20 protein-coding genes and 1 pseudogene are annotated in these 22,012 nt (G+C 69.3%); 8 read left to right on the top strand and 13 right to left on the bottom strand.

Annotation, left to right across the window (positions count from 1 at the left end; genetic code table 11):
* Positions 1 to 5: 5 nt before the first annotated feature.
* From Q7C18_RS04195 to Q7C18_RS04185, 3 genes are read right to left on the bottom strand one after another with little or no spacing between them, the layout of a single operon-like run.
* A complete protein-coding gene (locus Q7C18_RS04195) occupies positions 6 to 929 on the bottom strand; it encodes a sugar ABC transporter permease (protein ID WP_311024324.1) in 924 nt (307 codons plus the stop codon).
* A 1-nt stretch (position 930) separates the two neighbouring features.
* On the bottom strand, positions 931 to 2,583 hold the full coding sequence (locus tag Q7C18_RS04190) for an ABC transporter permease subunit (RefSeq protein ID WP_311024323.1): 1,653 nt from the start codon (positions 2,581 to 2,583) through the stop codon (positions 931 to 933).
* 6 nt (positions 2,584 to 2,589) lie between these two features.
* Positions 2,590 to 3,840, bottom strand: a complete 1,251-nt coding sequence (locus Q7C18_RS04185; protein WP_311024322.1) for a maltose ABC transporter substrate-binding protein — start codon at positions 3,838 to 3,840, stop codon at positions 2,590 to 2,592.
* 202 nt (positions 3,841 to 4,042) lie between these two features.
* On the opposite strand from Q7C18_RS04185, the gene Q7C18_RS04180 reads away from it, so the two are divergent.
* Positions 4,043 to 5,800 (top strand): glycoside hydrolase family 13 protein, encoded by a 1,758-nt coding sequence (locus Q7C18_RS04180; RefSeq protein ID WP_311024321.1) that lies wholly within the window; start codon positions 4,043 to 4,045, stop codon positions 5,798 to 5,800.
* Between the two features lie 12 nt (positions 5,801 to 5,812).
* Positions 5,813 to 6,853 carry a LacI family DNA-binding transcriptional regulator gene (locus Q7C18_RS04175; RefSeq protein WP_311024320.1) on the top strand — a complete coding sequence of 347 codons (1,041 nt, stop codon included), beginning with the start codon at positions 5,813 to 5,815 and terminating at the stop codon, positions 6,851 to 6,853.
* A 27-nt stretch (positions 6,854 to 6,880) separates the two neighbouring features.
* On the opposite strand, the gene Q7C18_RS04170 is transcribed toward Q7C18_RS04175, so the two are convergent.
* On the bottom strand, positions 6,881 to 8,167 hold the full coding sequence (locus tag Q7C18_RS04170; RefSeq protein ID WP_311024319.1) for an MFS transporter: 1,287 nt from the start codon (positions 8,165 to 8,167) through the stop codon (positions 6,881 to 6,883).
* A gap of 109 nt (positions 8,168 to 8,276) precedes the next feature.
* On the opposite strand from Q7C18_RS04170, the gene Q7C18_RS04165 reads away from it, so the two are divergent.
* The 3 genes from Q7C18_RS04165 (at position 8,277) to Q7C18_RS04155 (ending at position 13,641) form a co-directional block, all read left to right on the top strand.
* Complete coding sequence (locus Q7C18_RS04165) at positions 8,277 to 11,363, top strand: DEAD/DEAH box helicase (protein WP_311024318.1); 3,087 nt, start codon at positions 8,277 to 8,279, stop codon at positions 11,361 to 11,363.
* Positions 11,364 to 11,379: 16 nt separating this feature from the next.
* Complete coding sequence (locus Q7C18_RS04160) at positions 11,380 to 12,771, top strand: hypothetical protein (RefSeq protein ID WP_311024317.1); 1,392 nt, start codon at positions 11,380 to 11,382, stop codon at positions 12,769 to 12,771.
* Positions 12,772 to 12,906: 135 nt separating this feature from the next.
* Positions 12,907 to 13,641 (top strand): polyprenol monophosphomannose synthase, encoded by a 735-nt coding sequence (locus Q7C18_RS04155; RefSeq protein WP_311024316.1) that lies wholly within the window; start codon positions 12,907 to 12,909, stop codon positions 13,639 to 13,641.
* Between the two features lie 145 nt (positions 13,642 to 13,786).
* Here the strand turns inward: Q7C18_RS04155 and Q7C18_RS04150 are convergent, their stop codons facing one another.
* The 9 genes and pseudogenes from Q7C18_RS04150 to Q7C18_RS04115 all read right to left on the bottom strand — a co-directional run bounded on the left by Q7C18_RS04150 (position 13,787) and on the right by Q7C18_RS04115 (position 20,004).
* Complete coding sequence (locus Q7C18_RS04150; RefSeq protein WP_070161566.1) at positions 13,787 to 14,131, bottom strand: RNA polymerase-binding protein RbpA; 345 nt, start codon at positions 14,129 to 14,131, stop codon at positions 13,787 to 13,789.
* 126 nt (positions 14,132 to 14,257) lie between these two features.
* On the bottom strand, positions 14,258 to 15,712 hold the full coding sequence (locus Q7C18_RS04145) for an SPFH domain-containing protein (protein ID WP_083277683.1): 1,455 nt from the start codon (positions 15,710 to 15,712) through the stop codon (positions 14,258 to 14,260).
* Positions 15,713 to 15,786: 74 nt separating this feature from the next.
* A complete protein-coding gene (locus tag Q7C18_RS04140) occupies positions 15,787 to 16,272 on the bottom strand; it encodes an NfeD family protein (RefSeq protein WP_070161568.1) in 486 nt (161 codons plus the stop codon).
* Positions 16,273 to 16,446: 174 nt separating this feature from the next.
* The gene (locus tag Q7C18_RS04135; protein WP_311024315.1) at positions 16,447 to 17,103 is read right to left on the bottom strand and encodes a methyltransferase domain-containing protein; all 657 of its coding nucleotides are present in this window, start codon (positions 17,101 to 17,103) and stop codon (positions 16,447 to 16,449) included.
* Between the two features lie 51 nt (positions 17,104 to 17,154).
* Positions 17,155 to 17,331 (bottom strand): annotated as a pseudogene (locus Q7C18_RS16765) (putative RNA methyltransferase); the annotation flags it as partial.
* A gap of 345 nt (positions 17,332 to 17,676) precedes the next feature.
* Positions 17,677 to 18,045, bottom strand: a complete 369-nt coding sequence (locus Q7C18_RS04130; RefSeq protein ID WP_311024314.1) for a metalloregulator ArsR/SmtB family transcription factor — start codon at positions 18,043 to 18,045, stop codon at positions 17,677 to 17,679.
* A complete protein-coding gene (locus Q7C18_RS04125; protein WP_311024313.1) occupies positions 18,042 to 18,545 on the bottom strand; it encodes an SRPBCC domain-containing protein in 504 nt (167 codons plus the stop codon). The genes Q7C18_RS04130 and Q7C18_RS04125 overlap by 4 nt, the downstream gene beginning before the upstream one ends.
* Before the next feature lie 140 nt (positions 18,546 to 18,685).
* On the bottom strand, positions 18,686 to 19,303 hold the full coding sequence (locus tag Q7C18_RS04120; protein WP_311024312.1) for a hypothetical protein: 618 nt from the start codon (positions 19,301 to 19,303) through the stop codon (positions 18,686 to 18,688).
* Entirely contained in the window at positions 19,300 to 20,004 is a 705-nt protein-coding gene (locus Q7C18_RS04115; RefSeq protein ID WP_311024311.1) for a SatD family protein, read from the bottom strand. Before Q7C18_RS04115 ends, Q7C18_RS04120 begins: the two co-directional genes overlap by 4 nt.
* A 96-nt stretch (positions 20,005 to 20,100) precedes the next feature.
* On the opposite strand from Q7C18_RS04115, the gene Q7C18_RS04110 reads away from it, so the two are divergent.
* The 3 genes from Q7C18_RS04110 to Q7C18_RS04100 all read left to right on the top strand — a co-directional run bounded on the left by Q7C18_RS04110 (position 20,101) and on the right by Q7C18_RS04100 (position 21,907).
* A complete protein-coding gene (locus Q7C18_RS04110) occupies positions 20,101 to 20,529 on the top strand; it encodes a DUF3054 domain-containing protein (protein WP_083277684.1) in 429 nt (142 codons plus the stop codon).
* 213 nt (positions 20,530 to 20,742) lie between these two features.
* Entirely contained in the window at positions 20,743 to 21,648 is a 906-nt protein-coding gene (locus tag Q7C18_RS04105) for an SDR family oxidoreductase (RefSeq protein ID WP_139827535.1), read from the top strand.
* A gap of 1 nt (position 21,649) precedes the next feature.
* Complete coding sequence (locus Q7C18_RS04100) at positions 21,650 to 21,907, top strand: Rho termination factor N-terminal domain-containing protein (RefSeq protein ID WP_070161581.1); 258 nt, start codon at positions 21,650 to 21,652, stop codon at positions 21,905 to 21,907.
* The last annotated feature ends 105 nt before the right edge of the window (positions 21,908 to 22,012 follow it).

The following is a 22,012-nucleotide window of genomic DNA, read 5'->3' as shown; positions in this document are numbered from 1 at the left end:
AGTCCTCACTTCACACTGCCGGCGGTCAGGCCGCCGATGATGTACTTCTGCAGGGCCAGGAACAGCGCCACCGGGATGATCGCGGCCAACACGGCGCCGGCGGCGAAGATCGACCAGTTCTGCGAGGTCTCCTGAGAGATGAACTGGTAGAGGCCCACAGCCAGGGTCTGCTTCTCCGGATCGATGAGCAGCACCGAGGCCACGACGAAGTCGTTGGTGGTGGCGATGAACGACAGCAGCGCCACCACAGCCAGGATGGGGGAGACCAGCGGCAGGATGATCGTGAAGAAGATCCGGGCGTGACCGGCCCCGTCGATGCGCGCCGCCTCATCGATGGACTGGGGGATCGTGTTGAAGAACCCGTACATCAGGTACGTGTTCACTCCGAGCGCTCCACCCAGGTACACCATGATCAGCCCGAGCTGGCTGTTGACCCCGATCGCCGGGAACACCTCACCGATCGAGAGCATGAGCAGGAAGATCGCCACCATGGCCAGCAGCTGCGGAAACATCTGGACCAGCAGCAGCGTGATGAGCCCGACGCGCCGTCCGGTGAACCGCATCCGGGAGAACGCGTAGGCGGCCAGGGCGCCGAGCAGCACGCTGCCCGCTGAGGAGACCAGTCCGATGAACAGCGTATTGCCGAACCAGGCCGCGTACGGCTGCTGCGGACGGTTGAACAGCTCGATGTAGCTCTCCAGGCTCATGTTGCCGAACAGAGTGTTCGCGGTGATCAGCGTGCCCCCGGGATTCAGCGAGGCGGAGAACACGTAGACCAGCGGGAACACGGAGAACACGACGATGGCGGCGCCCACGCCGTGCCGCCATCCGGTCTGGCGCATCCAGACGCGGAACGGACGCCGGAGCCGGACGGTCCGAGGCTCCTCGACGGACGGGGCCGCCGGTGCGGGAGAGGTCTGCACGGACATGTCAGTTCAGCTCCTCGAGCGATTTGGTCTGCCGGAAGGCGATGACCGAGACGGTCCCCACCAGCAGGAATATCAGGATCGCGAAGGCGCTGGCCAGACCGTAGTCCCGATCGGCCCCGACGAAGGCCACCTTGTACACCAGGGTGATCAGGATGTCGGTGGCGCCGACGTTGATGTCCGCGTCGATGTTCCGCGGGCCACCGCCGGTGAGCATGTACACCAGGGTGAGGTTGTTGAAGTTGAACGCGAAGGCGGAGATCAGCAGGGGTGCCAGGGACACCAGCAGCAGCGGGAGCTTGATCAGCCGGAACGCCTGGAACGGACGGGCCCCGTCCATCTGCGCCGCCTCGGTGAGGTCGTCGGGTATCGCCTGCAGCGCTCCGGTGCACACCAGGAACATGTAGGGGAAGCCCAGCCACAGGTTCACCAGCAGGATGGAGACCTTCGCCAGCAGGGCATCCGTCAGCCAGGGGATCTGGGCGCCGCCGAAGAGCACGTTGTTGACGAAGCCGAACTCCTGGTTGAGCATTCCGGCCCACACCAGCGCCGAGAGGAATCCGGGGAAGGCGTAGGGAAGGATCATGATCAGCCGGTAGTACCTGCGACTGCGCATCCGCGGGTCGTTGAAGACGATCGCCAGGAACAGGCCGAGCACGAAGGTCGTCGCCACGGACAGGAACGCGAAGGCGAAGGTCCAGATGGTCACCGAGATCAGCGGGCCGCGGATGGCCGGTTCGGTGGCGGCGCGCACGAAGTTGTCCATGCCGACGTGGATCCTCCAGCCCGGCATGAGCTGCTCGCCGGTGGACGCGGTGAAGGCGCCGTCGCCGACGTCGGCGTAGACGGTCCCGGTCTCGGAGTTCGTCATGGTGTCGGCCTCGGCGTCATAGACGTACCGAGAGGTGTAGAGGTAGGCGGACCGGGCGTCCTGGGTGCGCAGCACACCGTCGTTGGGGTCCTGGCTGAACGGGACCGCCAGCTGCGTGATCTCGCCCTGGCGCTGAAGCACCTCGGCGAAGTCCAGGACGTCATGACCGGGGACGTCGACCACCACGCCGGCGTCGAGCACGGCGCCGGCGACGGCCTCCAGCGGCTGCTCCTCAGCACCGATGAACACGTCGCCGGCCGGGTCGGTGACCACGAAGGAGAGCTCGCCGAAGCGTTCGGCCACCGCCAGCTGGTAGGTGGGGGAGTCTGGGACGCGCTCCTGGTTCTGCAGCATGATCGCGTGCACCGCGTCGTCCTTGGTGCTGTTGTGGCCGGTCCCATAGTTGGTGAAGGCCACGTACCCGGAGTAGAGCACCATGAAGATCTGGAAGATCAGCAGGAACGCCACGCCGGGGAGCAGGTACTTGACCGGCAGGCCGCCGCGACGGAAGTACACCCAGGAGATGAGGATCCCGGCGAGGACGACGAGGCCCGCGATGACGGGGCGGCCTCCGGCGAAGAGCACGAGGGCCGCATAGAGGCCGACGGCGTTGAGCACGCCGAGGACGAGGATCTTGAAGACCAGCAGCTTCCACCCGGCGGAGGCGGTGTCGGCGATGCGCTGGGCACGCCGACTCCGCCTCCGTTGAGTGGAGCCGCCGGGTGAGACCCCGCGCGTCGGGAGCGACGGCGGGGTCTGACCGGGGGCAGGAGTGGTGGTGGTCATCAGGGATCAGTCGATGGCTCCGGCGATGTCCTCGGCCATGTCCTCCCAGAGCTCAGCGGGGTCGCCGTCGCCGTTGATGATCGCAGCCTGGGTGGTGCCCCAGAACTCCCAGACGGCACCCATCTCGGGGATGCTGGGCATCGGGACGGCCTCGGCGCCGACCTCGCCGAACCCGGCGACGATCTCGTCGTCGGCCAGGGCGGCGTCGAAGGACTCCGTGAGGGCGGGGGCACGGCCGCCGACCTCATAGAGCGCGGTCTGCACCTCGGCCGAACCGATGTAGTCGGTGAGGAACATGGTGGCGGCGACCACGTTCTCGCTCTGTGCGGAGAGGAAGAAGCCCTGCACGCCGGCGAAGGGCTGCGCGTCGTCGTCACCAGGGGCCGGGATCGCGTCGACCTCCAGATCGATGCCGGCCTCCAGGGCGGCCGGAGCGTTCCAGGGTCCGGTCAGCAGGAACGGAGTGTTGCCGTCGATGAAGTTCTCGCGGGCGAGGTCGCCGTCGATGTTGGTGTTGAGGAGACCCTCAGCGCCCTGCTCGGCGAGCCAGTCGGCGAACTCGAGGCCGCCGTCGTTGCCGATCTGCAGGTCCTCGGCGTCATAGGCGCCGTCCGCGTCAGCGCCGAACACCGGCGCCCCGAAGGACATCTGGAACGGGTACAGGTGGTAGGGGTCGGCCTCCGTGGGGTCCAGTCCCACCAGGAAGGGGTAGTCGACGTCGGCGTCCTGACCCATGGCGATCATCTCGTCGTAGGTCTCCGGCGCCTCGGGGGCGAGCTCGGCGTTGCGCAGCATCGCGATGTTCTCGATCGAGTAGGGCAGGCCGTAGACGTTGCCCTCGTAGGTCCAGGCCTCGAGCGCGACGTCCTGGTAGTCGGCGGCCGCGTCGCCCAGTTCGATGGGGGCCACGACGCCGTTGGTCACCAACGTGCCCAGCCAGTCGTGGGCGCCGACGGCGATGTCCGGGCCCTCACCGGTGGGGACCTGGGAGACGAACTGGTCCTGGATATCGCCGAAGTCCTGCTGGACCAGTTCGACATCGATGCCGGTGTCCTCGGTGAAGTCCGCGGCCGCGTCGCCGAGCACCTCGGCCCGGTCGGCGTCGACCCAGACGGTGAGGCTTCCCGTGGCCTCCAACGCCTCGTTCTCGCCGTCTCCGTCGGTGGTGGGCTCGTCAGCGCCGCAGGCGGTGAGCAGCATCGCGCCGGCGGCCAGCGCGGCGCTGGCGCCGCGGGCTCGGGTGAAGTTCGCCCTCATGGTGTGTCCTCTGATCCTCGATGTGGCATGACAGGTGCGGTAAAAGGAGACAGCTCGTGAGCCATCTCACTGCAAGCGCTTCCAGTATGAAGCAGGTCACCTTCCAGCGCAAGCCTGATCGGCGGCGATCGTATGACACCCTGTGCCCTGACGAGATGGGGGGGGGATGCGAAATGCAAACGCTTGCCAGTACAGTGTCAGCATGCAGACCCGCCATGACGCACGCCACACCACGCAGACTCTTACCGCCCCCGAGTGGTGGAGGACCGCCGTCATCTACCAGATCTACCCGCGGTCCTTCGCGGACGCCTCCGGCGACGGAGTGGGGGATCTGCGCGGCATCACTCGGCGGCTGGACGACTTGGCCGACCTCGGCGTCGACGCGCTCTGGCTCAGCCCGTTCATGGTCTCGCCCCAGAAGGACGCCGGCTACGACGTGGCCGACTACTGCGACGTCGATCCGCTCTTCGGCACGCTGGCGGACTTCGACGAGATGCTCGCCGCCGCCCATGCCCGCGAGATCCGGATCATCGTGGACCTGGTCCCCAACCACTCCTCGGACCAGCACCCCTGGTTCCAGGAGGCGCTCCGGGCAGCACCGGGATCAGCCGAGCGGGCCCGCTACATCTTCCGGGACGGACGCGGTCCGGGCGGTGACCAGCCGCCCACCAACTGGGACTCGATCTTCGGCGGACCGGCGTGGACGCGCGTCACCGAGGAGGACGGCAGCCCCGGCCAGTGGTACCTGCATCTGTTCGACTCGAGCCAGCCGGACTTCAACTGGGAGAATGAGGAGGTCCGGGAGGAGTTCCGCCGGATCCTGCGCTTCTGGCTCGATCGCGGCGTCGACGGCTTCCGCGTGGACGTCGCCCACGGCATGGTCAAGGACCCCTCCTTCCCCGACTGGAGCCCGAATCCGGAGGCGGCCTCCATGGGCGGCGACAGCGCCCCCGCGCCGTATTGGGAGCAGCCTGGCGTCCACGAGATCTACCGAGACTGGCACCGGCTGCTGGCCGAGTATGACGGCGACCGCGCCCTGTGCGGTGAGGCCTGGGTCTCCACCATCGAGAAGACGGCCCTATGGGTCCGCCCCGACGAGATGCACCAGACCTTCAACTTCCACTACCTCGAGACTCCCTGGGAGCCGGCGGCCCTGCGCAGGATCATCGACGACTCGCTGCGTGCCTTCGGCGCGGTGGGTGCGCCCAGCACGTGGGTGCTGTCCAATCACGACGTCGTCCGGCACGCCACCCGTCTGGGACTCACGGCGGAGAACCCGCAGGGCACGGGCATCGGTCCGGACTTCCCCGGACTGCCCGAGCCGCAGCATGCCCTCCGCCGGGCGCGCGCCGCCACGGCGCTCATGCTGGCGCTGCCCGGCTCGGCCTACCTGTACCAGGGTGAGGAGCTGGGCCTGCCGGAGGTGCTCGACATCCCTGACGAGGCCCGGCAGGATCCCACATGGTTCCGCACCCGCGGCGAACGGTACGGCCGGGACGGATGCCGCGTGCCGATTCCCTGGGAGTCCGATGCGCCGGCGGCGGGCTTCAGCTCCTCGGGCCGTTCCTGGCTGCCTCAGCCGGAGGGCTGGGGGACGTTCGCCCGCGACTGTCAGCGCGAGGACGCCGGCTCGACGCTGTCGCTGTATCGGCGCCTGCTGGAGGTCCGTCGCGCCTACGGCCTGGGGGAGGGGACGCTACGCTGGCTCGATCCGGGCGAGCTGCCCGGGGTCGCTGAGGGGCAGAGCGAAGATGTCCTGGCGCTGAGCAACCAGGACGTCGTCGTGCTCGCGAACTTCGGCGCCACGCCGATCCCGCTGCCGCCCGGGCGCCACGTCCTGGCGTCCAGCACCGAGCTGGTCGCCGAGTCCGGCGCTCCGGACCGGGAGGACCGAGCGCCCCTGCTGCCGCAGGACGCCGTTGTATGGTTGGTCTCGCCGGAGAACGTCCCCCTGATCTGAGGAATCGCCACCGTGGTCAGCATCGATGAGGTCGCCCGCGCGGCGGGAGTGTCGTCCGCGACCGTCTCTCGCGCGCTCAGCGGACGAGGCCATGTCTCGCCGGCCACGCGGCAGAAGGTCCTCCAGGTGGCCGATGAGCTCGGCTACGTGGTGTCCTCGGCTGCCTCCAGCCTGGCCTCCGGGCGGACCCGCAACATCGGGGTCATGCTGCCGGATCTGCACCGCTGGTTCTTCTCCACGGTGCTCACCGGGATCTCCGAGGAGCTCAGCCGTCGCGGCTACGATCTCACGCTCTACAACGTCACCGACGACGCCGAGGTCCGACAGGAGATCTTCTCCTCGTTCCTCCGCCGGCGACGCGTGGACGGCCTCATCGTGGTGGCCATGGAGCTCGACGCCGACGAGATCGACCAGCTCACGGGTCTCGGCATTCCTGTGCTGACGCTGGGCGGATCGAACCCCCGCCTGCCCGGCCGGGCCATCGACGACCACGGCGTCGCCCACCTCGCCGTGGAGCACCTGCTGCGTCTGGGCCACCGGAGGATCGGCCGCATCGGAGCAGAGGCCAGCTTCAACCGCGACTTCCATGTGCCGGCTCGGCGCGAGAACGGATTCCGTGATGCACTGGCAGAGGCTGGACTCTCAGCGGATCCGCAGCTGTGCGTGACTGCGGACTTCACGGTGGAAGGCGGTCATCGAGCGGCGAAGTCCGTGCTGGGCCGCTCAGCATCTGCCCCCACCGCGGTGGTGGCCTTCTCCGACGAGATGGCCATCGGAGCACTGCTGGCGGCCCGCGACCTGGGCCTGGAGGTCCCCGGAGACGTCTCGGTGATCGGCATCGACGGCCATGACCTGGGCCCCCTCTTCGGACTCACCACGGTGGATCAGCATCCGCTGGGCCAGGGAGGCCGTGCGGCACGGGAGATCCTGGAGCTGATCGAGGGCACCGAGGCGCTGCCCACCGACGACGCCGACGCCGACCTCCCCTATGACCTGGTGGTGCGCTCCTCCACCTCCGCACCCCGGATCGAATCGGTCAGCGCCCCGCACTGAGCTCTCACCCGGAGTGCTCCCGGAGCATCACCGCTGATCCGCCGACAGCCCTGCCCGCCGCCGAGTGGTCCGGTTCGCATGCACTGACCACTGCGGCAGCCAACGCTGCAGGGCGCCGGCGGCGCAGGGGCCCATCGCGGCCGCCACCCAGATGCCCGCCGCCAACGAGCCCAGAGCCGCTCCGGAGGCCACGATCAGCGGGCCCGCGGCGATGCCCAGGTCCTGCAGGAGCCGCCAGGCCCCCAGGAACTGGGGCCGCCCCTGCGACGGCGCGACATCGGAGGCGACGGTCATCATGATCCCGGACCCCAGACCGTTGCCGAGACCGAGGGCCACGGCCACCCAGACCATCTGGGTCGTGCTGTGCGTCAACGGGACCAGCGCCATGGCCACGCCGAGGGTGATCATGGCCGGGACCCCGATCCACAGACGGCCGAACCGGTCCATGATCTTCCCCGCCGGGTAGAACAGCAGCATGTCGATGCCGCCGGCGATCCCGAAGATGATCGAGATGGTCGCCGGATCCAGGCCGATGTGCTCGCCCCAGAGCGGAATCACCTGCTGCCGGGCCCCGCGGATCGCGCCCACCAGCAGCACAGGTGCCCCCAGGGTGAGCAGGAGCCTGCGGTGCTGACCGAGCACGGCGGCCAGCCGGGGACGGCGTCGGGAGTCTCCGGCGACGGGCGCATCCAGAGTCTCGGCTGACGGGTCCGGTCGAGCCAGCGCCACCGTGACGGTGGCCGCGGCCGCCGTCCCAGCCGCCAGTACGAAGACCAGCCGCAGGTCCCCGGCATGGAGGACGACCGCCCCCAGGAACGGCCCGACGAACTGCCCGATGCGATGCACCCCGCCCAGGGTGGACAGGACTCGGGCGCGATGCAGAGCCGGGGTGATCTCCGTGAGGTAGGAATGCCGCGCCAGGTGGAACACCGCATTCGCGGCACCCACCAGCAGCACCGCCAGCCCCAGCGTCACCAGCGTGGGGGCCGCGGCCGCGGCGAGCAGTCCCAGACCGGCCAGGCCGCCGGCCGCCAGCATCGCTCGACGGTCCCCGATGCGGGCGGCCAGGGCTCCGGCGGGGACGTCGGCGAGGATCTGCCCCACCGGGAGCATCGCCGCGATGACTCCCGCGACCGCGAGCGGAGCGCCCTGCTGGACCGCATGCGGTGCGATGACCGGCAGCATCGCCCCGATGCCGATGCTGAAGATGAAGGCCGGCACCAGTGCGCCGAGCACGACCGCCTGCAGCGGGAAGAGCGCGCCGAGACGGGCCGAACCTGCCGGATCGGGGGAGGGGCGGCCGTGGACTTGCACGTCGGACAGCCTACTCGCACGCCCTGGACGGCGCTGGGCGGGTGGCTCCTCTCGTGGCGCATGAGCCGACCATGCCCGCGGACCAGGGGCGATGCCATAGGCTGGGGCCATGAGTTCACCGGCCGAGCGGTACGCCGAGGCGCGACGCCGATCAGCGGAAGCCAGGACCGAGCTGGGCGCCTTCCGCCGGGCGCAGAGCTTCGAGCTCGACGAGTTCCAACTCGAAGCCTGTCGGCACCTGGAAGCAGGCAAGGCGGTCCTCGTGGCCGCGCCCACCGGGGCCGGCAAGACCGTCGTCGGCGAGTTCGCGGTCCATCTGGGCCTGGCCCAGGGCACCAAGACGTTCTACACCACGCCCATCAAGGCGCTGTCCAACCAGAAGTACCAGGACCTGGTGGCGGACCACGGGACCGAGCGGGTCGGCCTCCTGACCGGGGACACCTCCATCAACTCCGACGCGCAGATCGTGGTGATGACCACCGAGGTGCTGCGCAACATGCTCTACGCCGACTCGGAGGCCCTGCAGAACCTGGCCCATGTGGTGATGGACGAGGTCCACTACTTGGCGGACCGGTTCCGCGGTGCCGTGTGGGAGGAGGTCATCATCCACCTGCCCGAGCGCGTGCAGGTGGTGGCCCTCAGCGCGACGGTCTCCAACGCCGAGGAGTTCGGGGCCTGGCTGGACACGGTACGGGGAGAGACCGCCGTGGTGGTCTCCGAGCACCGGCCCGTCCCGCTGTGGCAGCACATGCTGGTGGACCATGAGCTCCACGACCTGTTCATCACCGACGACGACCAGCACGACGCCGCCGAAGGTGGCCAGCTGCTGGTCAACCCCGAGCTGCAGCGCCTGGCACAGCGGCAGCAGGCTCCGCCCTCGCGTCGCTCCGGCGGGCACCGGTCGCGGGGCCGGGGACGACAGGACCAGCGCAGGCACCGTCCTTCGGAGCGGCGCTCCTCGCGGCACATGACCGCCGAGGCCTCCGGGATCTCCGGCTCCTCCCGGGGCCGGGCCCGGCTCAACCGGCCCCGCATGATCCGGGCGCTGGACCGGGACGGTCTGCTGCCCTGCATCGCGTTCATCTTCTCGCGGGCTGGCTGCGAAGCCGCCGTCGAGCAGTGTCTGCAGGCGGGCATCCAGCTCACCACCCGGCAGGAGGCGGCCGAGATCGCCTCACGGGTGGAGCAGATGGGGTGGGAGCTGCCTGCCGAGGACCTCTCGGTGCTGGGATACGACAGCTTCCGGGAGGCCCTGGTCAACGGCGTCGCCGCCCACCACGCCGGCATGCTGCCGCCGTTCAAGGAGCTCGTGGAGGAGCTCTTCGCCGCCGGACTGCTCAAAGTGGTCTTCGCCACGGAGACCCTGGCCCTGGGCATCAACATGCCGGCACGCACCGTCGTGCTCGAGAAGCTCGACAAGTTCAACGGGGAGTCCCATGTGGACGTCACCCCGGGGGAGTACACCCAGCTGACCGGGCGAGCCGGACGGCGCGGCATCGATGTGGAGGGCCACGCCGTCGTCGTCTGGCAGCCGGGAATGGACCCACGCCAGGTGGCCGGCCTGGCCTCCCGCCGGACATACCCGCTCAACTCCAGCTTCCGTCCCAGCTACAACATGGCGGTCAACCTGACCGCCCAGTTCGGTCGGGAACGTGCCCGCACCATCCTGGAGTCCTCCTTCGCCCAGTTCCAGGCCGACCGGTCGGTGGTCGGCCTGGCTCGAGAGGTCGCCCAGCGTGAATCGTCGATGGCCGGCTACGAGAAGGCCATGTCCTGCCATCTGGGCGACTTCCGCGAGTACGCCGAGCTTCGTCGGCGGCTGACCGACCTGCAGAAGGGGCAGGCCAAGTCCCGCGGCAGGCAGCGACGTCGCGAGCTGATCCGCGTGCTCGCCGCCCTGCAGCCCGGTGACGTCATCGAGGTGGCCGGGCGGCGCAGGCTGGGGGAGTGCCTGGTGGTCCACAGCGCCCCGGAGCACGACCCCCGTCCCGGCGTCATCACCGGTGCCGGCCAGCTGCGGCGCATCACCGTGGAGGACTTCAGCCAGCCTCCCGAGGTCCTCGCGAGCATCCGCCTGCCCCGAAAGCCGCAGATCAAGGTGCCGAAGGTCCGTCGGGATCTGGCCTCGAGCATGCGCAGCGCGCTGCACGATCGGGTGCCGCCGCGGTCCGACGCTCCCGCGCCGGGCTTCGGGTTCGTCCACGAGCCCGATGAGGAGATGGTCGAGTCGCTGCAGACACGGCTGCGCCGTCATCCCTGCCACAGCTGCGGCGACCGCGAGGAGCACGCGAGGTGGGCGGAGCGGTGGTGGAAGCTCCGCCGGGAGACGGACCAGATCCGGGAGCGGATCAGCCGCCGCACCGGCTCCATCGCCAAGACCTTCGACAGGATCTGCGGAGTGCTCGTGGAGCTCGGCCACCTGGAGACGGCCGCCCTGCCCGAGTCGGCCGCCGAGCCCGGCCCCGAACTGTCCAGCGCCGATCCGTCCAGTCACGACGAGTCGGATGCCCCGGGTGCGGTGGAGTTCACGGTGACCCCGCGCGGCCACCGGCTGCGGCGCATCTACGGCGAACGGGACCTGTTCACCGAGATGCTGCAGCATCAGGGCGTCCTGATGCGCCTGAGCGCCGCGGAGCTCGCCGCCTTCTCCACTGTGCTGATCTACCAGGCGAAGCGTGAGGATGAGGGCGCGATGCCGCAGATGCCCACGAAGGGACTGACCTCCGCCGTGCGAGCGGCCGTCGACGTCCACGCCGATCTCGAAGCTCTGGAGAAGCAGCACCACCTGGAGCCCACCTCCGCGCCCGAGCTGGGTCTGGTGCCGCCCATGTACGCCTGGGCCTCCGGCAGGAACCTGCGTCAGGCTCTGGAGGACTCCCCTCTGGCGGCCGGAGACTTCGTCCGGTGGGCGAAACAGTGCATCGACTCGCTCGATCAGCTCGGTCGCGCGCCGCACACCTCCGCCAAGCTGGCCGCACGCTGCCAGGAGGCGGTGGACCTGATCGCCAGGGGAGTGGTGTCCTACTCTGCGGTGGCGACGCTCCCCGGCATCGACGAGACCGACGACAGTGACGACCTGGACGACAGTGACGACCTGGACGACAGTGACGACCTGGACGATCTGGACAGCACCGAGGATGACGTGACGGAGCACGATCTCCTCCGACAGGATCCCGCAGACGACGACGCGCAGTGAGGATGAGAGCACAGCGATGAGCAGCACACCAGCCGGGCGGCAGACCGACGACGCCCGATCCCGCGAACATCACGACGACCAGGCCCCTCGGGCCGCAGGAGTGCCTCGGCTGCTGGTCGACGGCACGATCCACAGCACGGCTGAACCCTACGCGGAGGCGATGCTCGTGCAGGACGGCCTGATCTCCTGGATCGGAGCGCCGGAGTCGGCCGAGCACGTCATCCGCGGGGACCACGAGCGCCAGGAGCTCGACCGGGGTCTGGTCGCCCCCGCCTTCGTCGGGCGCGTCGACTCCGACCTGCGAGCCCTGAATGCATCAGCGGTGGCGACGCTCCTGGACGAGGCCGCCGCCCATGGTCAGGGCGCCCTGCGCCTGGTCCTCGACGTCACGACCGCGTCCCTGGAGGGTGATCCCGGCACTCGGACTCGCCTGGTGGAGGTCCTCAAGGCCGCGTACTGGCATCCCGTGGTGGCGTTTCCGGTGGTGCGGCTGACGGGGCTGGCCGCCGACGTCCCCACCTCCGACGGCGGAGCCGGTCAGGAAGGGCTCCCGGGTCCTGCACAGAGGATCCAGCGACTGATCGCGCTCGTGGAGCACTGTGACGACGCCGCAGGGGCACCCGTGGGAGTCGAACTGAGCCTGGGCGAGATCTCCGGGGGCGTCCTCCCGGCCGGATCTGCGGTGAGCCCGGAGACCCACGAGCACATCGTCGACCATCTGGTGGAGGTCTCTGCCCCCCTGGCTGAAGCATCTCGTCAGCTGCTGCTCGACGTCGCGGGCCATGCCCCGGACGCCGTGGCCGCCGTCGTCGTCGACACCCGCCGACGCCTCCAGGAGCGCAGGACCACGCCGCGCCCTGACCGACCGACCGTGCTGGTCGACTTCGACTCCGCCCGGCGCGCCGATTGGGAGGCGCTGGTGGGCACGGCCCACCATGTGCTGATGCGAGCCCCCGGCCATCTCGGCCTGGCCCTGAGCGCCGGAATCCCGACGTCGGTGGCACCGGGTGCCGACGTCGATCCATGGGCCATGGTGGCGACTCATGTGCACCGCAGTGAGGCGGCGGTGTCGGTGCGGGCCGCCTTCAATGCGCAGACCCGCGCGGCCCATCGGTCCCTGCCCGCGCCTGACGGCCTCGGGCCCGGGACGGCCGGGCTGGCGGCCCAGCTGGCGCCGGGCGCCGTGGCCACCTACACCGTCTGGGAGGTCGAGTCGTTGGCCGTGCAGACGCCCGACGCACGGACCGCGGCCTGGAGCACCGATGCGCGTGCCCGCACGCCCCTGCTGCCGTTCCTCGGCACGGCCGCGGAGCCTGCTGCGCTGCCCCGGCTCCGGGCGACCGTGGTCTCCGGTGTCGAAGTTCACGGTACGGCGGACGCCCGACACTCCGGGGCCCAGGATTCCTGATCCCGCCCTGAGGGGTGCACAATACATCGAGTGCCGTCGAACCCCGGCGAGCACCACGCCCGTCCCAGCGGACATCCAGGGCTGCCAGGGACGCGGCATGAGACCGCACGAGACAGAAGGGGCACGAGGCCACCCGTGAAGATCCTGACGATCATCCCGACCTACAACGAGATCGAGGCTCTGCCGATCACGGTGCAGCGGCTGCGGGCCGCGGTGCCTGAGTCTGACGTGCTCGTCGTCGATGACAACAGCCCGGACGGCACCGGACAGCTGGCCGAGCGGATGGGGCACCAGGATCCCCAGATCCATGTGCTGCACCGGCGCGCGAAGAACGGGCTGGGCGGCGCCTACATCGCCGGGTTCCGCTGGGGGCTCGACCAGGGCTATGACGTGCTGATCGAGCTCGACGCCGACGGCTCCCACCAGCCGGAGCAGCTGCCGGACCTCATCGCGAAGATCGACGAGGCCGACCTCGTGATCGGCTCCCGCTGGGTGCCCGGGGGAGCCGTGGTCAACTGGCCGTTCCACCGCGAGCTCATCTCGCGCGCCGGGTCGCTGTACTCGCGCACCATGCTGGGTCTGGGCGTGCGAGACATCACGGCCGGCTACCGCGTCTTCCGTCGTTCCACGCTGGAGGACGTCGACCTCGGCAGCATCGAGTCGGTCGGATACGGGTTCCAGGTGGACATGACCTTCCGTGTGGCGCGGCAGCGCAAGACCATCGTGGAAGTCCCGATCACCTTCGTGGAACGCACGCTGGGTGCCTCGAAGATGAGCTCCGACATCGTGGTGGAAGCGATGCTCAACGTCACACGCTGGGGCCTGGCCGCGCGCGCCCAGACGCTGGCCGGTCGTCTGGGCCTGGGCTGAACCTCCCGCGTGAGGGCCGGGATCTGTGAGAGGACCCGGTCCGTGAGAGAACCCCGTCCCGACGTCAGAGGGCCCGTCACCTGGTGGTGACGGGCCCTCTGACGTCGCTGCTCAGTGAGTCGAGCCGCTCAGGCGGGTGAGCCGGTCAGGAGACCTTCTCGCCGCGGCGCTCGCGCAGCTTCCTGAGCCGCTCGGTGAGGATGTCCTCGAGCTCCTCCACGGAACGACGCTCCAGAAGCATGTCCCAGTGCGTACGGACGGGCTTCTCCGGGGTCTCGTCCGGCTTGGTGCCGTCCACGAGGACACCCTCCTTGCCGGTGGGCGAGGTCCAGGTGGCCGGGACCTCCGCGTCGGCGGCGAAGGTGACGGTGATCTTCTCGCCGTCCTCACACACGTACTCGACGTCCTGACGCGGAGCAGGCTCCACACCCGACTCGGTCTCCATCGACTGCGCACCCAGGCGCATTCCGCGCAGACTGCGGTCGCTCATCGGCATTCTCCTCCACTGACGGGGACACACGTTGTCCCACAGGCCAACAGCGGGTGCGGCGCGGTTATTCCGCGACGCACCCGCTCAGTCCCGCCGGCGTCCGTCGGCCCCGGGCCGAGGATCGGCTCAGCCCTGGCGCGGCGGCCGGCCTCCCGGCTGACCCTGACCCGGCTGACCCGGCTGATGCGGCGGCCACTGCTGCTGCCCCTGCTGAGGCCGTGGCGGCTGCTGCCCCTGGGGGTGGCCCGGCTCGGGCTGCGGCTGCTGTCCCGGCTGGGGCTGCTGGTACGGGTCGTAGGCGGGGGGCTCCGGGTTCTGCGGCAACGACCGCTGGCCGGAGTCATCGCCGATGCCGCGGCCAGAGCCGATGGACGGATCCGCCTCCGGGGGAGCCGTCTCTGCCACCCGCTTGAGCGCATCCGCGCTGGACTCCTCCGTCGCACTCGAGGCGCGGCGTCCTGAGCCGGCGCTCTGTGCCTTCCGTGCTTCCTCCTCGATCTCCTGGGTGCCCTCATAGTGGGGGTGCTCGTCGGTGACGGAGGTGGACCGGGCCGAGGAGGCCATGTCCGCGATGGCGTCGGAGATCGCCGGCTTGCCCTTGCGCTCACGAGCCTCGCGCTCCCGGCGCTCGCGCCGCTCGCGCAGTCGCTCCTCGCGGGCAGCACGCTCAGCTTCGCGCTCCTCAGGAGAACGCCCGTCGGAGGACTGGGCCTGGCCGCTGAACGTTCCGGAGAACGCCTTGAGGGCGTCTCCGAACTCGCCGGGGATCACCCACATGGTGTTGGAGTCTCCCTTGGCCAGTTCCGGAAGGGTCTGCAGGTACTGGTAGGAGAGAAGCTCGGGGCCCGGCTCGGAGTCGTGGACCGCGTTGAAGACGGTCTCGATGGCCTGGGCCTCCGCGTTGGCGGCCAGGATGCGGGCCTGCGCCTCACCCTCGGCCTGAAGGATGGCCGCCTGACGCTCACCTTCGGCCGTCAGCACGGCCGACTGCTTGGTGCCCTCGGCCGTGAGGATCGCGGCACGCCGGTCACGCTCGGCACGCATCTGCTTCTCCATGGAGTCCTGGATGGACAGGGGCGGCTCGATGGCCTTGAGCTCCACTCGGGCCACGCGGATGCCCCAGCGGCCTGTGACCTTGTCCAGCTCACCGCGGAGCTGACCGTTGATCGTGTCACGGGAGGTCAGCGCGGCTTCGAGGTGCATGCCCCCGACCACGTTGCGCAGCGTCGTGGTGGTGAGCTCCTGGACGGCGTGGATGTAGTTCTGGATCTCGTAGGTGGCGGCCTTCGGATCGGTGATCTGGAAGTAGACCACGGTGTCGATGGAGACCACCAGGTTGTCCTCGGTGATCACCGGCTGCGGTGGGAACGAGACGACCTGCTCACGCATGTCCAGCAGGGGGACGAGTCTGTCGATGAATGGCACCAGCAGGGTCAGTCCGGGCCCCTGCGTGCGCTGGTATTTGCCGAGGCGCTCCACGATCCCGGCACGGGCCTGCGGAATGATCCGCACGCTGCGCACCAGGATGATGACGACCAGCGCCATGAGCGCCAGAAGGACGAAGAGAAGTGCTACATCCATGGGGTTTCCGTTCCTCGTGTGGTTCTCGGTGGGGTGGTCTGGTCCTGCCGAACCGGTCGCATCTGCGCCGTCGGTCAGGCTTCTCGGGGTTCGGGGTCCTCCCAGGCGATGCCTGCGGCGGGCCGCAGGTAGACGATGGCACCGTCCACGGACTCCACGACGGCGGCCATGCCGGGCTCGATGCGGAAGTCGCCGGCCGCCCGCGCGGTCCAGGTGTCGCCGTCGACCTCCGCCAGGCCGGCGTCCCGGGTGACGGTCTCCAGCGGCTGGGCCTCCATGCCTGTCATCCGGTCCACATTGGTGAGCTGCTCCTGGGAGCCCTTCTTCAGATGCTTAAGCGCGACAGGGCGCACTGCGCCGAGCATCAGCAGCGCCGTCGCCGACCCGATGACCACCTGCATCCACCCAGGGCCTCCGGCCAGAGCGACAGTGGTCGCGGCGGCCGCCCCCGCGGCCAGCATCAGAAACAGCAGGTCGAGCATCAGCAGCTCGAGCACGAGGAGGACGAAGGTCAGGGAGAGCCAGGCCGCCCACAGATTCTCGCCGAACCATTCGATCATGCGATCGCCTCCTCCTGACCCCGATTCGTCGCCGACTCATCCAGTGCGTGCATCCAGTGCGTGCATCCAGTGCGTAGAGAAAACCCACAGGTGAGCCGCTTGTGCTCCTCATTCTGCCTGACGACAGTGCTCCCGTCATCCCCATCACAGCCGAACTGTGCACAACCCGCCGGCTCATGCGATCCACACGGTCACATCCAGGTCCACCGTCACCTCGTGCACACCGGCCTCGGCCACCGCGGCGGCCACGTCGGGGGCCTCACGATGATGGCCGGCCGGGCCCATCATCACCAGATCCACCGCCGTGGACTCGGCCACCGGCACGTGCGCGCGGACCCTGCGGCGCTCCACGGCATCTCCGAGGCGCCGCCCCATGTGGGCCGTGAGGTCCGCATGTTTGTCGGGACGCATGGCCAGCAGTCCGCCGTCAGCGAGCTCTGCCAGATGCCCCGGCCGCGGAGTGACGACGACGGCAGCCCCACCGGGGGCCAGCACGCGGGCATACTCGTCCACGTTCCGCGGAGCGAAGATGTCCAGCAGCAGATCCGCCGAAGAGCTCTGCAGAGGCAGGTCGCGCCACAGGTCCCAGGCCAGCGCGAGCGTGCGGGGATGCCGCGCCGCACGCTTCAGCCCGGCGGGGGAGAGGTCAAGAGCGATGCCGCGGGCGGAAGGGTGCGCCTCCAGCAGGCTCCGCAGGTGATGTCCGGTCCCGGCCCCGCAGTCCAGCAGCACGGGCCTCGACGATTGAGGCATCCTGAGGTCGGCGATCTCTCGGAGAGCCGAGGTTAGCGCCGAGAACACCCCGGCATCCTGGATGCGTTCGCGAGCCATGATCATCGCCGCCGTGTCGGGTGTGGCCCGAGATCCTGCGCCGACCAGCAGATTGACATAACCCTGACGTGCCGCATCAAAGCGATGCCCTGCGGCGCAGGTGAGCCCCCTGATGCGCGACCTGGCATGCAACTCGTCCGCCTCTCTCAGCTCTGTCAGCACCGTCAGTGGGGTCGGCGCAGTTGACAGGTGCAACGGGCAGCGCAGCGGCCAGCGGTCTTCACGCATCGGGTCGATCTGGTCGAAACTCTGGGGCGAGCAGGTCATGCCACCGAGCGTATCCGGTGGCATGACCTGCGGCACCGCGCCTGAGACCCACGGCCAGGTCACGGGAGATCAACTGCGGGAGATCGACTGTGGGCGTGACGGCGCCCGAATCGAGCAGAACCACATCACGCCAAATCGCCGATAATCTACATTATGTCAATCTACCGATGAGGGCGGGCATCCTCAGGAGGCCGTACCATGCCCGGAGGCCCCTGCCCCGTCCGGCGCCCGCCGCCTGCCCCGCGATCACCGGAGCGGGCCGGTGATCACTCCAGGTGAGCACTTCAGGCGAGCACTCCAGGATGCTCAGTTCGCCCGCGATCGGTGGATCTCCTCGGCGAGCAGGCGGATCCGGTCGAGTCGTGCATCCCAGCGCCGCCCGACATCCTGCAGCTGCGCCGTCGCGCGGGACAGCTGCTCCGGATCCACAGTGAAGCGTCGTTCTCGACCCTCCTGGCGAGCCTCCACGAGCCCGGCCCTCTCCAGGACGGCCAGATGCTTGGCCACCGCCTGTCGGCTCACCGGCATCTGCTCGCTGAGCCTCGTGGCGCTGCTCGGACCCGCGGCGATCATCACATCCATCAGAGCCCGGCGGGTCGGATCCCCCACGGCATCCCACAGCGTGTCGTCGATCCTGGACGATTCGCCGCCGCTGCGTTCAGAGGAGGCCGTCATGCCGCCGACACCAGCATCTCCGCATAGCTGGTCAGGCGCGGCAGGTAGGTGGTCCATCCGTGCACGTGGTCCTCGTACTCAGCCTGCACGGACGCCTCGCTCCAGCCGCGCTCCCGGAATCCGGCCTCAGTCATGGTGACCACACTCGACTGCTCAGCCTCGCCGGGCCGGATGTCGAAAGTCACCAGCAGCGAGCTCCCAGGTTCGGCGGATGCGTCAGCGTCATAGACCCAGCGGAATGCGAAGCGCTGCGGCGGATCCGCCTCCACGACGGCCATCGGCACTGTCTCTGCATGACCGCATGCGCTGGTCTCACCGAAGGTCAGTGTGCCGATCTCCCCCGCCTGGGGCGTGAAGTCCGCCCCATCCGGCCACCACTTCACGAGGTGGCCGGGGGTGCTGAGGACCTCGTAGACGATCTCCGGCGGCGCGGCGATCTCCATGGTTCGGGTGATGGTGCCCAGCTCGAGCTCTGTGATGCCCTGCCTACGGTCTTCCATGGCCTGCTCCCTGTGACGAGTGACGACATCCGGACCCCGGATGTGCAACCTAAAGTTGCATAGCGCTCACCATACCTCCGGGTCGCCAGATATGCAACATGTGGTTGCACAATGAGGATGTGATGCGCACGCGGCTCCCATCACCCCGTCAGGCCGAGTACGGCCACGCCGGCACAGGCCGCCGCCCACAGCACAGAGCAGAACGTACCGATGATGAATCTCTCCGCCGCCCCATTGGGCCGCTTCAGCTCGGAGTAGCGCGCGAGTCCCTTGACCGCGAGCACCACAGCCAGCCCCTCCGGCCAGGATGCAAGCAGAGTGGAGACCACCGCGAGGCGCTCGAGCAGGCCGATCCATGCACCTCCTCGCAGGACAGGACGGTCATCCTCGGCAAGGTCCTGAAGCGGCCTGCTGCGCGGCGCGACGGCACCCCAGGAGGCGTCACCTGAGAATTCCGCCCCTACGTCCGGGCGGCGGCGTGCATCGTGACGGGTCGCCGTGTCCAGCACTGCGGTGGAGATGCCGGAGCCACCGAGGCAGGCCGCCGTCGCTGCGGCGATGACCAGTCCGGCACGCCACCACGGGTCCCCGAGGTCCGAGACCTGCAGGGCGCACAGGGCGGCGGCTCCGAGCAGGGCCAGCTGAGCCGCCGCGGCGAGGTTCATCAGACCCACAGGTGGGCGCGCGACCCGCGGGAGGAGTGAGCCGGCGGCGGGGGCCGCCGACAGGAGCAGCAGGATCACGACGACGAGGATCATGCCTCCCCTCCCGGCCGCCCATCACCGACGCGTTCCTCCGGGATGTCGGTGGGATCGGTGGCATCGGTGGCATCGGTGACATCGGTGGCATCGGTGGCATCGACTCCATCGGTGGCATCCATGTCCTTCATGATGCCAGCAGCCACCGACAGGACCCGGCGAGTCTCTGTCCAGAGCCCTCTCTGCAGGCGCCTGGAGACCGCCTGCTGACTTGTGCCCAGCTCCTCCGCGGCGGCCGACTGCGAGAGCCCCTCGTCCACGAGCTTCCCAGCCTCCTGGCTCGAGTCCGTGCGCCGACGCTCAAGTTCGCAGAGCAGCTGCACCAGCGCCTCGGCCTGCTCCGCCGCCTCGGCGTCGGAGGCTGTGAGCGCCACTCCCCCGGATGCCCGCTTAGCCCGGGTGACGGCGTCGCGAGCCGCTTCGAACGCGGGGCCGCTCCCTGCGCGCGTCTCCTCAGGCAACGGGGTGCGCACCGCCCCGATGCCGATGCCGGTGCTCCACTGCTCGGTGCGCGCCACGGCGAGGGCGATCTCCAACACCGTCTGCGCGTCGTCCAGCACTCCCTGCACCTCGTCCCCGGCGGTGCGCTGGAATCGGCGCACCAGATGCGGTCCGGCCATCGCATCCAGCTCCGCGACGACTCGGTTCACCAGATCGGGCTGCCGCCGCGAGTCCTTCTGGTCGAGCGTCATGATGATCATGTGCACAACCTTAGCAGATTGTATCTACAGGAACACCCTTGAGGGGTTGTAAATTGCGGTACAACCTCCAGGAAGGACGGTCTAAGCTGGGCTGCGATGAAGACCGCCGACGACTCTGACATCACCCCCGGCCCCGTCCGAACCGCACCAGCGCCCGCTCCGCGGCACGCCGCGTGGCTCCTCGCAGCGGACGCGCTGCTGATCACGCTGTTCGCGGCGCTGGGGAACCGCACACATGTGAGCGGCCTGGGCCTGCTCGACATCCTCTCCACCGCCTTCCCGTTCCTCCTCGCCTGGGCGCTCGCCTCGACCCTGGTCCGGACGTGGCGTCGGCCGTCTCGGATCTGGCCCGACGGCGTCGTGGTGCTCGGAGTGACGGTGGCCCTGGGCATGCTGCTGCGCGTCCTGCTGGGGCTGGGCGGTGCACCGGTGTCCTTCGTCCTGGTCACCACCGTGACCCTGGCCGTCTTCCTCCTGGGACGTCGCGCACTGACCAGCCTGATCCGGCGCCCCGGCCGGGCCTGAGCTCCTCGACATCTTGGTCACGGACCCTGTCCGTGCCCCGCACCTGTCCCGCTGGCGTCTCGGTGGCCCGCTCCCCAGAACTTTCTGCTGATTTCCTGGGAGTTCCCTCACAATACGTCCCCACCCCGTTGACTGCGGAGGCCGACGGCGTAGGTTGGTGAGTGCAGGATCCCGCTGACGCGCGCCAGAGAGCTGACAGAAGGGAGACTTCCGGTGACATCGCATCACCCCCATCACGACACCCAGCAGGACCCACGCACCAAGCACCGTGGGGACGAGCTCCCCGCCCAGCAGCAGGAGGACCAGCCGGGACTGACCGGCCCGACGGCGCCCACGCCGGACCACGGCGAGGAGAGCTGGGTCGGCCACGGTCGGCTCACCGGGAAGAAGGCCCTGATCACCGGAGGAGACTCCGGCATCGGCCGGGCGGTGGCGATCGCCTACGCCCGGGAGGGCGCCGACGTCGCCTTCGTCCACCTTCCCGAGGAGGCCGAGGACGCCGCACAGACCCGCCGACTCATCGAGAGCGCGGGTCGGAATGCCTTCTCCTACCCTGCCGACATCACTGATGAGCAGAACGCGGTCGACGTCGTCGTACGTGCCGTGGAGGACCTGGGCGGGCTCGACGTCCTCATCCTCAACGCGGCCTACCAGCGGCAACGTGACGGCATCGACACCGTGCCCACTGAGGAGGTGCGCCGCGTCTTCGACACGAACCTGCTCGCCCATGTGGTGATGACCCGCGAAGCTGTGCCGCATCTGAAGCCAGGGGCCTCGATCATCACGACCACCTCGATCCAGGCGGTCGGCCCGAAGCCCCCGCTCTTCGACTATGCGATGACGAAGGCGGCACAGGTCGCCTTCACGGAAGCCCTGGCGCTGGAGCTCGGCGAGAAGGGCATCCGCGTCAACGCGGTGGCGCCGGGGCCCATCTGGACTCCGCTCATCCCGGCGACCGGGTTCCCCGACGACGCCGTCGAACAGTTCGGACAGGACACTCCCCTGGGTCGGCCCGGACAGCCGGCCGAGCTGGCCGGCGCCTATGTGTACCTGGCCAGTGAGGAAGCATCCTATGTGTCCGGCTCCGTGATCCCGGTGACCGGTGGAAAGGGGTTCTGAGATGGCCCGCGACAGCATCAAGGACGAAGAGCTCTACGAGCGGCTGCGCGATGAGGGCGAGTCCAAGGAGAAGGCTGCACGCATCGCCAACCAGGCGGCGGACGAGGGCCGCAGCGAAGTCGGTGAGAAGGGCGGGAAGTCATCGAACTATGAGGACCGCACCGTCGATCAGCTGCGGGACCGCGCCCAGGAGCTCGGCATCACCGGCTACTCCGACATGACCAAGGACGAACTGATCTCGGCCCTGCGCGACCACTGACCTGCGCGACCACTGATCTGCGACCGCTCACCCTCCCGGCGGGACGACTCGCCTCGGCCGCGGCGCAGGCGAGCTCGGCGGGCACGTGCCCGCACCGGAGCCCGT

It is taken from the genome of Nesterenkonia sp. CL21 (assembly GCF_031705515.1).
GTDB classification, from domain to species: domain Bacteria; phylum Actinomycetota; class Actinomycetes; order Actinomycetales; family Micrococcaceae; genus Nesterenkonia; species Nesterenkonia aethiopica.
Note: the sequence above shows the minus strand (reverse complement) of the source record. Positions and strands in the feature narration are given on the sequence as shown.

Excerpts from the sequence above, each read along its gene's own strand:
- Q7C18_RS04195 (WP_311024324.1), bottom strand. The coding sequence starts at position 929 with ATGTCCGTGCAGACCTCTCCCGCACCGGCGGCCCCGTCCGTCGAGGAG.
- Q7C18_RS04190 (WP_311024323.1), bottom strand. The coding sequence starts at position 2,583 with ATGACCACCACCACTCCTGCCCCCGGTCAGACCCCGCCGTCGCTCCCG.
- Q7C18_RS04185 (WP_311024322.1), bottom strand. The coding sequence starts at position 3,840 with ATGAGGGCGAACTTCACCCGAGCCCGCGGCGCCAGCGCCGCGCTGGCC.
- Q7C18_RS04180 (WP_311024321.1), top strand. The coding sequence starts at position 4,043 with ATGCAGACCCGCCATGACGCACGCCACACCACGCAGACTCTTACCGCC.
- Q7C18_RS04165 (WP_311024318.1), top strand. The coding sequence starts at position 8,277 with ATGAGTTCACCGGCCGAGCGGTACGCCGAGGCGCGACGCCGATCAGCG.
- Q7C18_RS04160 (WP_311024317.1), top strand. The coding sequence starts at position 11,380 with ATGAGCAGCACACCAGCCGGGCGGCAGACCGACGACGCCCGATCCCGC.
- Q7C18_RS04150 (WP_070161566.1), bottom strand. The coding sequence starts at position 14,131 with ATGAGCGACCGCAGTCTGCGCGGAATGCGCCTGGGTGCGCAGTCGATG.
- Q7C18_RS04145 (WP_083277683.1), bottom strand. The coding sequence starts at position 15,712 with ATGGATGTAGCACTTCTCTTCGTCCTTCTGGCGCTCATGGCGCTGGTC.
- Q7C18_RS04140 (WP_070161568.1), bottom strand. The coding sequence starts at position 16,272 with ATGATCGAATGGTTCGGCGAGAATCTGTGGGCGGCCTGGCTCTCCCTG.
- Q7C18_RS04135 (WP_311024315.1), bottom strand. The coding sequence starts at position 17,103 with ATGGCTCGCGAACGCATCCAGGATGCCGGGGTGTTCTCGGCGCTAACC.
- Q7C18_RS04130 (WP_311024314.1), bottom strand. The coding sequence starts at position 18,045 with ATGACGGCCTCCTCTGAACGCAGCGGCGGCGAATCGTCCAGGATCGAC.
- Q7C18_RS04125 (WP_311024313.1), bottom strand. The coding sequence starts at position 18,545 with ATGGAAGACCGTAGGCAGGGCATCACAGAGCTCGAGCTGGGCACCATC.
- Q7C18_RS04120 (WP_311024312.1), bottom strand. The coding sequence starts at position 19,303 with ATGATCCTCGTCGTCGTGATCCTGCTGCTCCTGTCGGCGGCCCCCGCC.
- Q7C18_RS04115 (WP_311024311.1), bottom strand. The coding sequence starts at position 20,004 with ATGATCATCATGACGCTCGACCAGAAGGACTCGCGGCGGCAGCCCGAT.
- Q7C18_RS04110 (WP_083277684.1), top strand. The coding sequence starts at position 20,101 with ATGAAGACCGCCGACGACTCTGACATCACCCCCGGCCCCGTCCGAACC.
- Q7C18_RS04100 (WP_070161581.1), top strand. The coding sequence starts at position 21,650 with ATGGCCCGCGACAGCATCAAGGACGAAGAGCTCTACGAGCGGCTGCGC.